The 13476-nt window shown below is 46.4% G+C and carries 8 protein-coding genes; 3 read left to right on the plus strand and 5 right to left on the minus strand.

Annotated features, from left to right (window positions below; all coding sequences use genetic code 11):
- Nucleotides 1-9 precede the first annotated feature (9 nt).
- Nucleotides 10-2589, plus strand: a complete 2580-nt coding sequence (locus AC1DFM_RS06790) for a phosphatidylglycerol lysyltransferase domain-containing protein (RefSeq protein ID WP_477075942.1) — start codon at nucleotides 10-12, stop codon at nucleotides 2587-2589.
- Nucleotides 2590-2711: 122 nt separating this feature from the next.
- A complete protein-coding gene (locus tag AC1DFM_RS06795) occupies nucleotides 2712-3407 on the plus strand; it encodes an AcvB/VirJ family lysyl-phosphatidylglycerol hydrolase (protein ID WP_477075943.1) in 696 nt (231 codons plus the stop codon).
- Between the two features lie 9 nt (nucleotides 3408-3416).
- Here the strand turns inward: AC1DFM_RS06795 and AC1DFM_RS06800 are convergent, their stop codons facing one another.
- From AC1DFM_RS06800 to AC1DFM_RS06820, 5 genes are all read right to left on the minus strand, one after another.
- Nucleotides 3417-4106 (minus strand): LytR/AlgR family response regulator transcription factor, encoded by a 690-nt coding sequence (locus AC1DFM_RS06800; RefSeq protein ID WP_477075944.1) that lies wholly within the window; start codon nucleotides 4104-4106, stop codon nucleotides 3417-3419.
- A 451-nt stretch (nucleotides 4107-4557) separates the two neighbouring features.
- On the minus strand, nucleotides 4558-4833 hold the full coding sequence (locus AC1DFM_RS06805) for a hypothetical protein (RefSeq protein WP_477075945.1): 276 nt from the start codon (nucleotides 4831-4833) through the stop codon (nucleotides 4558-4560).
- Nucleotides 4834-5055: 222 nt separating this feature from the next.
- Complete coding sequence (locus AC1DFM_RS06810; RefSeq protein ID WP_477075946.1) at nucleotides 5056-6423, minus strand: peroxiredoxin family protein; 1368 nt, start codon at nucleotides 6421-6423, stop codon at nucleotides 5056-5058.
- 195 nt (nucleotides 6424-6618) lie between these two features.
- Nucleotides 6619-8802, minus strand: a complete 2184-nt coding sequence (locus AC1DFM_RS06815; protein WP_477075947.1) for a DUF5916 domain-containing protein — start codon at nucleotides 8800-8802, stop codon at nucleotides 6619-6621.
- A 191-nt stretch (nucleotides 8803-8993) separates the two neighbouring features.
- Entirely contained in the window at nucleotides 8994-11612 is a 2619-nt protein-coding gene (locus tag AC1DFM_RS06820) for a family 20 glycosylhydrolase (RefSeq protein WP_477075948.1), read from the minus strand.
- A gap of 249 nt (nucleotides 11613-11861) precedes the next feature.
- Between AC1DFM_RS06820 and AC1DFM_RS06825 the strand changes: the two genes are divergently transcribed.
- On the plus strand, nucleotides 11862-13442 hold the full coding sequence (locus AC1DFM_RS06825) for an FMN-binding glutamate synthase family protein (protein WP_477075949.1): 1581 nt from the start codon (nucleotides 11862-11864) through the stop codon (nucleotides 13440-13442).
- Nucleotides 13443-13476 lie beyond the last annotated feature (34 nt).

Genomic DNA, 13476 nt, shown 5'->3' on the forward strand with positions numbered 1-13476 from the left:
TACAAACCTTTGGGAAAGAAATTTTTTACTGCAGCATTTCTGCGTAAGCTCCATTTAAAAGAGCTGCTGGCAGTGTTATTTATATTGCTGGCCATCTACTTTTTCCGTTCACAACGTCATGAATTATATGCTTTAGTACCTGCCATCAAACGGGCAGACATCAATTGGGTGATTGCGGGTGTAATCATTACCGTAGCATATATTTTATTGCAGGCGGCCATGTATGTATTCAGCTTCCGCGCAGTGGGAGCGCGACTGGATATCGTAAAAAGCACTGAACTTTTTTTGAAGCGCAACCTGTTATCGGTATTCCTGCCCGCAGGTGGTATTAGTTCCCTGGCTTACCTGCCACAGAGCCTGCGTCGTACCGGTTTGCATAAACAACAAATACATCAGGCTTCCGGTATTTACGGTTTTGTAGGTATCCTGTCTGTTTTCCTGGTGGGTATTCCTGTGGTGGCTTACTCCATGTTTCATGCAGGCTCCATGCGGGACGCCATATGGGGCCTGGTGGCTATTTGTGCGTTGTTACTCGGCGTGGTGCTACTGGTGCGCTCTATGCAAACCAAAGGCAAAGCCTATCAGTTATTAGTGAAATATTTTMCGGGTGCAGCACAACAGGTAGATGAAATTTTTACTTTTCATTTATCGGTGCCTGCGTTTATGAATACGGTATTAGCGTCTGTGTTGATTGAAGTGGCCGGTGTGGCGCATTTATACCTGAGTATGCTGGCGGTAGGCGTTACCCCGTCGCTGGAAGCGGCTTGTGTAGGCTATATTGTGGCTACCATCTTCCTGATTATTTCCCCCTTTTTACGTGGGCTGGGTGCTATTGAATTATCACTGGCATACCTGCTTAGCAACTATGGATTCACCACTTTACAAGCGTTGGAAATCACGCTGTTGTTCCGTTTATTTGAATTCTGGCTACCGCTGATAGCTGGTATGCTTGCCTTTGCATTAAAGGGCAAAGAGTTGGTGCTTCGGTTATTACCACCCATCCTGATTTTCCTGTTGGGCATGGTCAATATCTTTTCTGTGCTCACGCCGCCGCTGGCGAATCGGATGCATTTACTGCGTGCTTATATTCCCGGCACGTCCATACATGCTACTAACTTATTGGTGGTATTCCTTGGGCTGGTATTGCTGGTAACCGCCACTTTCCTGTTCCGCGGTTTACGCAGTGCATGGATTGTAGCACTGGCAGTGTCTATGTTATCGGTGTTTGGGCATATCGGGAAAGCGCTGGATTACGAAGAAGCTTCGCTGGCGCTGATTACCAGCGTTATATTGTTGATCACCTCAAGGCATTACCGGGTAAAAAGTAATCCACAACTGGTGAATATCGGAGTGGTAACGGCTTTGGCCACGTTCCTCCTGGTGCTGGTTTTTGGTACTATTGGATTTTATTTCCTGAATGTGCGTCATTTTGGTATTGACTTTACCTGGCAACAATCTATCCGTCATGCTTTTCACTGTTTTATGTTGTTGGAAGATGATGGATTAAACCCGGTGACCCGCTTTGGGAAAGAGTTCATGTCGGCAATTCGCGTATTGGGTGTGAGCGCCTGGGCATTCCTCTTTTATACCATTATCCGTCCTTACTTGCATGTCACCCAGCAAACCAATACCAGTCTTGAAAAAGCACGGTTTTACCTGAGTCAGTATGGGGATTCTCCGATGGATTACTTTAAGGTAGGACAGGATAAGTTGCTGTTTGTATCTGATCAATACGAAGGATTTATTGCGTACCGGGTGGCTGGCAGTTTTGCCATTGTATTGGAAGAACCGGTATGTAGTGAAAGTAATAAGCTGAATCTATTACTGGAATTTGAACAACAGTGTAAGAAGATGGGATTGCGTCCTGCGTTTTATCGTGTAGATGAGGACAGTACCTATTATTTCAGTCATCTTAAAAAGAAGAAGATGCTGATAGGACAGGAAGCGATCATGGATATACGCAATTTCACCCTGAGTGGGAAAGACAAAAAATCGCTCCGCAACGCGTTGAATAGTTTAGCTAACAAAGGCTATGTGACTACCTTTCATGTAGCGCCGCAAACGCCAGCCATGCTGGAAACGTTGAAGTCCGTGAGTGATGAATGGCTGCAACAATACGAGGTGAAGGAGCTTACTTTTTCACAGGGTCTTTTTGATGCAGATAGCATCCTTGAACAGGATGTAATTACCGTAACAGATAGCGAAGGGCAGGTAGTGGCTTTCCTGAATATGATCCCTGACTACGCGCCGGGAGAGTGTACGTATGATCTGATCCGCAAACGTTCAGATGCCCCGGGAGGTGTGATGGATGCCCTGATCATTGCTTTAATCCAGGATGCACAGCAAAAAGAATTGCAGTTCCTGAACCTGGGTATGGTGCCGATGTCGGGCATTATTCAACCGGAGAATACGGCAGAAAAAATGGTGAAGTATGCCTATGAAAAATTGCGTTTCTTCCGTCATTACCAGGGATTACGGGAATTCAAAGAAAAATATGCCACTGAGTGGACCAACAAATACCTGGTATACGAACATGATTTTGACCTGATACAGCTGCCTTCTGCGTTGAGTAAAGTAATGCAACCATAGCCATTTGCGAACGAACAATTGCAGGATTGATATTGTTTCATCCGCAAGCGTTAATTTAGCAGTAGGGTTTTTCCGGCCCTCATTTACCATCGCAAGCAGAAGGCCATATGATATTATCAGGAATGTTATCAAAGACAGCGAAGCTATTCATCGGGATCGGGGTATTATTATTGGCTACAGCGCAGGCGCCCGCACAAAACATCGGTAATCTGCCGGTGGTGACCAAGCCCCCTGCAGCAGGTACCACGGCTCCGCTGATCCTTTATATTACCGGCGATGGTGGTATGAAGAAGTTTTCCGCCAATGTGATAGAGTCTTTCCATCAGAAAAATTATCCGGTAGTTGCGTTAAATGCCCTGAAGTATTTCTGGAATAAGAAAACGCCTCAGCAGGCTGCCAGAGATGTGGCGGCGTTGATTAAAAATTACCAGTCGCAATGGTCCAGTAACAATGGAGTAGTGTTGATTGGTTATTCGTTGGGCGCAGATGTAATGCCTTTTATCTACACCAGTTTACCGGGGGAAGTGGCTGCTGAGGTAAAACACGTCGTATTGCTTTCTCCGTCTTTAACCACCGATTTGGAAGTGCATGTATCTGATATGCTGGGGAAATCCAACAATAAGGGCATGAGTGTGACTGCGGAAATGAACAAAATTTCCGGAAAACCTTTGTTATTAGTTTTTGGGGCAGAAGAAAAGGAGTTTAATTTTTCTGCGCTGAGTATTCCTTATCAGAAGCTGATACTTCCGGGCGGACATGCTTATGATGAAGATGCTAATGGCGTGGCTGGTAAGATACTGGCCGCTTTACATCCCTGATCGTTCACCTTACATGGGCAATTTATACCGCTTTTCCAGTTCATTCCGCATGCTGGTGGTCAGCGAAATTCTCGCGGCGCCTACCATTACGTGGTCCTGATTTAGTTCGGTAATATGCCGGAGGCTTATTACAAACCAGCGATGTACCCGCATAAATACATTGGCGGGTAGCTGGGAGATGATCCAATCCAGTGTTTCTGTAGTCACCAGCTTTTGATCTTCCAGGTGCAGGGTGATATTGTCATCCATGACTTCTATGTACTGCAGGTCTTTGTAAAACACTTTTTCGAGGCGGTGTGCTGTTTTCAGTACAAAATACTCGGCAGCATACTTTGAGGGGCGGGTTATTCCTTCCATATCTATGAGGTTATATATTTTGGTGAATACGTCGGTCAATGCTGTTTGAGTAAAGGGCAAATGCAAGAGTCCTACTGGCAGGTAATCGAAGCTACCAGGGGGATCGGAGTAGGTCATCACCATTACTGGTAATACATCCTGTGGGCCGGGCGGAGGCGGGAGTGGATCGGCGTAGCATCCAACCAGCAGTACGTCTATGACCTGGGCATCCAGCCATATCCTTGCATCATTCATCGTCTGATAGCGTCCTACTAAATAAACGTATGGGATTGCTGACAGAAAAGACTCCAGTTCCCCGAATCCTTCCGGGTCATTCCCTAAAATAATACAGTTTAGTACCATAGCGCTGATTTTGGTTCGTTACGGCTACGAAAAATCTCTCCAGTCAGTTGCCCGCGGGCACAGAAGATTAAAGTTAAAGCAGGTGACTGAACAGAGACCCGCGTATTATCTAAAATCTAATCTAAACCGCGATATGAAAAAAGAAATATGGTTCGCATAATACTTTATGAAAAGCTGACAATACTTTTGGATAAAATTGGATTTATTTTAGAGGGGAACCGTTAATCCAATGTTAAGTATTATGGAAAAAGAAGGTGGACAGTTAAAGTGATCGTCCCTAAGGGGGCAATAACTTTCCTGTCTACCACTTCAGGGAGGCTTACAGAAAAGATCTTTTCTCAGCTGAATAAACAGCTGTCTGAACAGATCTAAGGCCCAAAAGCGGGCGTGTCGTGGGCGCAGGGGGAGCTAACGGGAAGGCCGGTTAACTGGGCCGGTGCGCGGACCATGTTTACCAGATGTGCAGGAGTAAAAGCAACATTGTACTCACGGTGATCAGATTTTTCGAGAACCTGACATTAAATCCACCTTTTTCAGAGTAGTAGTAACTTTCTTTGTACCGGTCGTACTCAATGGGAGCACCTAACTCCTTCATCATTTTGAGGAATTCATATAGTGTTCTTTCGGAAATACGAAGCCGCTTGGCTAACTGAGCGGGTTTACCGGTCCCTTTGATCCTGATGAGGTAATCAATGGTCTGTAGTCTGTCAAAATAACGCTTTGGCATGTGGCATAGAGGGGTCTTAACGGTTATTTACTGAATTTACGGAATGTGTCTTGATTAAACCAGCATTCTCATATATATATTTAAATGTAAATATTAACAATCTGGTTTAAACGGGTTTTTCAAAATTTAGCTGCAAGGCAATGGCGCTGATGCGATCTATCTGCGGACATTTATTAAACGTTCGGGACATCTTTTTATTGGCATAAAACCMGAAAAAAACACTCACTGCAATAATGCTTCATAGATAATATTGGTTAACGCTGTTCCATAGTCCATAGCGGGATCCGGTGGCCTGGTAGCATATATTTTTCCATTCTTTCCTACCACAATTAATGCAGGATACCTACTAATATTATACTGCGTTAACACCTCGGAATGCTGAGTATCCATCGACAACAACCATCCTGGCAACTCCTTTGCTGTGGCCCCATTGCAGCAGATATTCACAAATGACACAGTGCCTTCTTTGAAGCAGTTTTGTATCTCTGAGAGTATCCTTCCCAATGAATCACTACCATTATAAAAGTGCAGCAGCACTACCTTTCCGCTGAATTGCTGCAGGCTTACCTGCTTGCCTTGCTGGTCCGGAAAGCTAAAGGGAGGGGCCATGTTACCCTTGCTGATTCCTTTCCTGGAGCGGCCATAAAGCTTTCCGACAGCCTGCTTGCAGGCTTCATCCTGCGCCATAGACAGATAGTCCTTTACACACCATTCCTGCTCTTCCTGTTGATTACCCGCTGCAAAACCGAGGGTGAGTGCATGGGCCAGCAGCTTATCCCGAAACCGGCCACTGTAATGCGTTTTAATCCATTCATATATAGCCCGGTTGTTACATTCGTACCGGTGTTGTATAAAGTAATCTGCTTCTGCTTTTTGCAGCAAATAACCTAAATAACGTATAGACATGGCCGTTGTATCCGAYATTGTAATCGATGGCAATGCGGGTAGAATGTACTGTTGATAAAACTGTACCTGCCGTTCTTCCAACGTGCTATCAGGCGCTGGTGGCAGCTTCCATAAAGTGCTTAGCAGCTTGCCGGCTACTTCTCCCTGTACATGCGCCTGCACCAGCAACCAGGTAGCAGCCGGCATACTATCCCGATAAGCGGCCAATACACGGTTACCAGCCTGCAACTGCTGCCGGTACACACTTGCCAGCGCCGTTGCGGTAGCCTGTACTGGCAGCGGGATCTGTGCCTGTTCCCGTCTTGCTTTATACAATCCCCGGTTAACCACCGCTCCCCTGCCGGTAAATACCATACTATCGCCCTGCATCGTGATATGAACACTATCGCCTTCCCGGATCAGGCCATAGAACTGATATCCGCTACCGGCATCTGCATAAAAAAATACCTGCCTGCCAACCGGCAGCGGCAAACGGAAATAAAAGGAATCTTTTTTTAATAAGGTATCCTGCGTAAATGCAGCCGAAACACCCGGGTCGTACCAATAGGCTAACGACACATTGCGTACCGGCTGGTCAGTTACCTTACCGGCAATCACAGTTGGCGACTGTGCGGCTGCAGATCCTGCCAGCCCTAAAAATACGCAGCATATACGCAGTAGCTGCCCTGGTATAAAAGGATGCATAAAAAGGATTTTAAAATGGTAAAATCCCCATGGTAAACACCATAGGGAGATATGATTCACAACGATAGTAAATGAAAACATGATGTATATACCAACGGGTATAGTCGTATCATACACCAACTCAGTGCAGCAATGTTAAGCGGAATAAAAGATTGAAGTGTTAATAGATTCTTAACAGTTAATACGGACCCCGTATTAAATGTTAAACCAATACACCAGTTTAAGCACCAGGGCCCTGTTTTTCACATAAAAGGGTTCGGGAAGGTAATTGTCCGTATACACGATAAAGAGGTCAGAAGCGGGCCTGTAACGCCATTGAAAGCGGGTATTCAGGTTCATGTTCTTCTGCTGGCCATTGTACTGCATAAACCCGGTAAAAAACAGGGTATTGGTCATGGTAACATCCAGGCGTGGCCCCACCAGCCAAAACGAATTAGTGCCCCATGGTTTTGGCAGGTTGATGTAGTTGTAATTAGCACTCAGGGCGATGCTCACAAAAGGCTGGAAACGATATCCCAGCTCTGTATTCGTCATCAGCCGGGTACCATCCGCGTAATAACCACCATAACGGGCCGATAACGCGTAGGTAAACAACGACTGTGGCTTGGATACATAATCCGCCCCCACGGTATTCCAGTTGTGCCGGGAGCCGGCGAGCAGGCTATCTTTACGGGTATTGGTAGGATCAAAAGGCTGTAGTAACTGAATGTAAGTATTAGAAGCCCATACATTCAGGGTATTCCGCTTGCGGAACACAATGCCATAGTTCAGGATCGTTTCATTGTCGGTACGATGCAGGTCCTTCTCCTCAAAAAACCAGGTACTGGTTACCTGCGGTCCATGACTCAGCACCTTACCGGATAAAGGGAAAAACAGGCGGGTAATCTGCGGCACCATCTTCACATACCCCTGTCTGGGTACATATCCTACTTCCGCATTATAGTTCTTTCCTACATACTCGTGCTGCCAGCTAATATTCCATTCTTTGCTGGTGTATTGCAGGTTGGCCGCATGGGCCATGTCATGCCCGCTCTTATTCGGACTATACGATTTCAGGAACATGGCCTTGCCCGTCCAGAAGTTATTGGAAGAAGCCAGGTTATACTCCAGCCCCATATTCCGGTTATACTTGTTGTATATCGGCTGATCGGTCACTTTCGACGGATCATAATTCACCGATTCTTTATTGATAAAAATAAATCCAAGGTTGGAACGGGAAAACACCCGACGCTGCAAAGCCGCTACCGTAAAGTTCTGCGCCGGTAGCCCGGTTTCTTCCTGCTTGCCAGTTTGCATATTCATCACGCCCAAACGCCAGTCCTTATTGATTTTGCCACTCAGTCTGGCCCCAAAACGAATAGGCACCCCTCCCAAACCAATGCGGCGGGAGAAGAAAGGACGAATGGTGGAATAACCGAAATTCGACATCTGGTCGCCGTTCTCCAGAAAGAACTGCCGCTTCTCCGGGTAAAACAATTCAAACCGGTCCAGGTTTGTTACCTGCTTATCCACATCTACCTGCGAGAAATCGGGGTTCACTGTTAAGTCCAGATTCAGGGACGAAGTCACTGCCACCTTCGCATCCAGCCCCGCATCGCGGCGCCATTTTTCAGATGTGCCCTTCTCGTAATCTTTGGAAATACCTCCCAGTAAATAAGGGATCAACGACACATTCGCACCTGCTTCCGGCGGCGCGGCATCCCATACCAGGCTGCCGGTGTAGGCCAGCGAGGCAGTGGCAAACTGTCGCGGTACCGGCGCCCAGGCCGATTTCTCGGTTGTTTTCAAATCGTTGCGGCTAAAGTTAATCCCCCATTTGGTGATCCCTTTTTTATATCGAATAGTTTTGAAAGGAATCGCGGCTTCAAACACCCATTTATCCGGATAGTTCTTCACTACAGAGGTCCACTTATTATCCCAGCTCAGGTCCACTTTTCCGCCATCATACATCAACCCATCCCACTGGGCGCCGGCGGCGTTGGCGCCAAACGTGAAACCATTAGTCTGGTCATCGAATGGGTCCATGAACAAGAGGAAGTTGTCATTCTTCAAAAAGGAGAAATCCCTGCGCAATGACTCTACCATATAAGGCCCATCTCCCACGGTATAGTTCTCTACCAACAGGTAAATATTTTTATCATCGTAAGTCATCCGCACCTCTGTACGTAATCGCGCCAAACTGGTATCCATAGGCAACACCATATGAAATTGCGTGGTGACATCTGCCTGTTGCCAGGCAGCCTCATCGATCACACCATCTATCTTTACCGGCGAATTCGCTTTACGCATCTGCAATTGATAGGAGTCGTTTTTCTTTTGTGCTACTACGGAAATACCTAACAAGCTACAACAAAGTATCAGTGGAATAGTACGAAACATCAGGTTGTTATGGGTTTAGCGAACAAAATACAAAAAGGCGAAAAGGGAGAAAGGAAAAAAGGATGAGCGGGAGCATAAAGTAAAAAGCATAAAGCATAAAGCTATTGTAGCGGATGATCATTGCGAATTATACACGCTTTGATCATCCGCTACAATAGCTTTATGCTTTATGCTTTTTGCTTTACGCCTCTTTACAATTTATTATTCTTCATTTGTGTATCCGCTACCGGCACCTTTACTGTAGTGCTTCTGCTGCTGCGTCCGCGGGGACTGAATACTTTCAGCTTCACCACTTTTCCACCGGCGCTTACCGGCGTAGTGTATAACGGACTTTTCAGCGTAGGCTCTTCACCGTTAGTAGTGTAACGGATCTGTAAACCGGGCATCTGTACATTGGCGCTAAATACACCGTTCTCCACAGTTACGCCAGCAGTTGGAATACGCCAGTTAAAGCCACCTCCGTAATAATCCAGGCGAGGCATTTCGCGTTTACCCATTACATTGCTGAATACGCTCCAGGCATGTGCATACATTGCTTCTGCTTTAGCCGGATCTTTCTCCGTAGCCCATGCCGGGTCTTGCGCCCATGCACGTTCTGACAGCCCCAGTAATTTAGGCAACATCATATATTCCATGCGGTCAGAGCTGGTTACTGTTTCGCTCCACAGCAAACCTTGTATACCAGGAATGTTGGAAGCACCGAAACCAGTGAGACGATCTTTTCCTACAAACATATCCTGCGTTACCGGATTGCCTTTACCATCTACTTTTTGATTTTTGTAGTAGTCGAAAGGAATGAAATAAAACGGTTTATCCACATCTACGAAACCGCCCCAGTAGTAGCCTGGCTCATCAAATGACTTCATATAAGCCATGTCGAAATAGAAGTTGCTCACACCAGACAACACCACTTTATAACCAGCATTGGCCAGGCGATAAGATAAATCTTCCTGTCCGCCGCCGATCACGTTATTCCATACATTCAGCTGGAAATTATCGTTCACGAAATCTGGATTCGGAATGCTCTGCGCTTCGCCTGCCAGGGAAGTTTTACGCATCCCTGCTTCTTCCCAGCCTGCTACGGTGAGGCCGCGGGCTTTCAGCAAGTCATTTACTTTGCGGTAGTAGTAGTACCACAAATCATTTACACCCGTGATGGATTTATCTTGTTGCATCAGTGCAATACAAGCGGGTGATTTTTCAAATACGCCCCCTGGCACTTCGTCGCCGCCCATATGTACTTGTGTCAGCGGTGCACCGGCTTCTTTATACATGGCCTGTAATTCTTCCAGTACTTTATCGAGGAAACGATAAGTAGAAGGTAAAGCCACGTTCATCACGTTATCACTCCAGGCTTGCACAGATTGATATTCAGATTTATCCTGCAAATCGGTCAGTAAATATTCGCTGGCTTCCTGTTCTTTACCGGCTGCTTTCAGGCGATAGTAGCGGGATTCCATTGATTTCACGGCAGCACGTGCGTGACCTGGACTTTCTATTTCAGGTAATACACGTATATGCCTTGCCGTTGCATAGCGTAATATTTCAACAAAATCATTGCGGGAGAAATGACCGGTACCAGCAGCATTGGTGGTATCCGGGCCGGAGCCATAAGAAGGCGGTAACATATCTCTCCAGGTGGTGCTATGTCCACGTTTGGCGCCTACCTGTGTTAACTCAGGCAGGGAAGGTATTTCCACGCGCCAGCCTTCATCATCGCTGAAGTGGAAGTGTAATATATTCAGCTTATACAGCGCCATCAAATCGAGAATACGCAACATGTCCCGTTTGTTGTGGAAGTTGCGGGCTACGTCGATCATGAAAGCACGATATCCAAAGCGAGGTTCATCGGTTACTTCTACGCCGGGGATAGTAACAGATTTTTGCACCGCAGACCAGGCAGTTGGTGCAATCAATGTTTTCAGAGATTGAATAGCATAGAATGCGCCGGCTTCAGATCCAGCTTTAATAGCAATGCCCTGTGGACTTACTTTTAAGCTGTATCCTTCGTTGTTTTTACCTGCTATCGCTGCATCATAGGTCAATGTAGCGGAAACAGTGCCGGGCGTGGTGCGCTTACCCAACAACGTCTGCAACTCCTCTTTCAGCACATCTGCGCTGGCAGACAGCTGCGGATCGGCTGTGATGACAGGTAGGGTGTTCAGCACCAGGTCATTGCCGGTAGCATTATACGTTACTGGTGTAGGAAATACCAGCGGCAGTTGCGAAGCGGGGATATCTTTTACCGCAGCATTCTGTTTAAATATATCCGTTGGCGTTACTACGGCTGTTTTATCGCCGGGATAGCGCATCAGTTGTTTAGCGGTGGTAGAAGGACGGATACTATAATCTTTAATCAACAGGCCTTTTTCCGGTTGATTTTCCCAAACAATATATAAGCCGGTGGGGGCATCGGTAAAGTTAACGGCCCAGGCATCACCGGCGATAGCCAGTTTCAGCGAGTCACCGGGAGCAATACCGTTGAAACCTTCGGCTGGTACAAAACGGTACAGGTCACCATTGATGTGTTCTACTTTCACGTGGCCGGGTAACTCAGTGGAGGCGACAGTTCTGATAAAATTGAAATACAGTTGCCACCCTTTTGCCGGAAATGGTTTGCTGGCGGTATTCACCAAGGTAAAGGCCGACAGGAAGTTGTCTTTTCCCTGGTAGTGGTTTTCTACCACTTCCCAGCTGGTTTTCAGCCGGGCAACGTCGTAAGGAGTTTGTTGTGCCTGCACACCTGCTACGGTACTGAATAACAGCAAACCGGTTGCTACCAACTTACCAAGATAGTTGTATCTTTTCATGTTGTGGATTAATTAAAAAATTGGCTTAGGTTGAAAGATAATAAATTAATTTAAAAACTGATAGCTGATTCATTTTATATGTTGGATTTTGGGATGAACGGAGAGATGGAAAATGTTTGGGGCAGATATATTTAACAAATTTATCTGGCGTGCGTTAAGTAGATTTATGGGAATGAAGAAAAACAGATAAGGAAGTATTCAACTATCTCCCTAAACAGGAGCATCAAAAAATTACAAAAATCAAAGTCCATGGTTAAAGCATTTATCGGATTTTCATGTGTGAGCTTAGCAGTGATCATTTTACTCGGCGTATTTTTCCCCTGGGTATTCTGGCTGCTGATCCTGGTAGTACCTATTGTTATCATGGGTATACTGGATATGTTACAAACCAAACATGCCATTATCCGCAACTATCCTGTTGTAGGCCGTGCGCGTTACTGGATGGAAGCATTGCGCCCCAAGATTTACCAGTATTTTGTAGAGAGTGATATAGATGGCAGCCCGATTAACCGGGTAGACCGGTCCACTATTTACCAGCGGGCTAAGCGGGAACTGGATTCCCAGCCTTTTGGTACCCAGTTTAACGTGTATGCAGAAGGCTATGAATGGATGGCACATTCTATTCAGCCGCAGAATTTTGATAACCTGGAGAAAGATCCCCGGGTAGTATTTGGTGGGAAAGACTGTAAACAGCCTTATTCCGCCAGCATCCTCAATGTAAGCGCCATGAGTTATGGCTCGCTGAGTTCCAACGCTGTACAGGCGTTGAATGGCGGTGCCAAAATCGGGAACTTTGCCCATAATACCGGCGAAGGCGGTATCAGTGATTTTCACCTGGTACAAGGCGGCGATATTATCTGGCAAATTGGTACCGGCTATTTTGGCTGCCGTACTGACGATGGCAATTTCTCTGATAGTCTTTTCGCGGAAAAAACGGCTCTCCCACAGATTAAAATGATAGAGCTAAAAATATCCCAGGGAGCTAAACCCGGCCATGGTGGCATATTACCTGCGGCTAAAAATACACCGGAAATTGCAGCGATCCGTCATGTGAAACCACATACCACCGTGTTTTCCCCTCCCTATCACAAAGCATTTGGCAGTCCACGGGAAATGATGCTGTTTATCCAGCGGTTGCGGGATCTCAGCCAGGGCAAACCGGTAGGTTTTAAGCTATGTATAGGCCAGCCACGGGAATTTTATGCTATCTGTAAGGCGATGGTAGAAACAAATATCTTCCCTGACTTTATTACGGTAGATGGTGGAGAAGGCGGCACAGGTGCGGCACCACCGGAGTTCTCCAACTCTGTAGGAATGCCGCTCATGGATGGACTTTCCTTCGTGCATGATACTCTCACCGGTTTCAATATCCGTCATCATATGAAGCTCATTGCGTCCGGTAAAATACTCACCGGCTATCATATGCTCCGCGCCATGGCACTGGGAGCTGATACCTGCAATAGTGCACGCGCCATGATGATGGCATTGGGTTGTATACAGGCATTGGTATGTAATACCAACAAATGCCCCACGGGCGTTGCTACACAGGACAAATGGCTGTCTGCCGGTCTGGTGGTAGATGATAAAAAACATCGCGTAGCCAACTATCACCGCGACACGATAGAAAGCGCCATAGAACTGGCTGGCGCCGCAGGTTTGCAGAAACCACATGACATTACACGCCGGCATATTTTCCGCCGGGTATTTATGAATACCGTAAAAACTTTTGAAGACATTTACCCGAGTTCCGCACCCGGCGCTTTGCTCAATGGCCAGATGCCTGAGCACCTGAAAAAGGAAATGGATGGAGTGGGGATAGACAATTGGTGAGACCATAAAGCATAAAGCTATTGAAGCGATTGAA

This window comes from Chitinophaga sp. 05T412 (assembly GCF_056396465.1).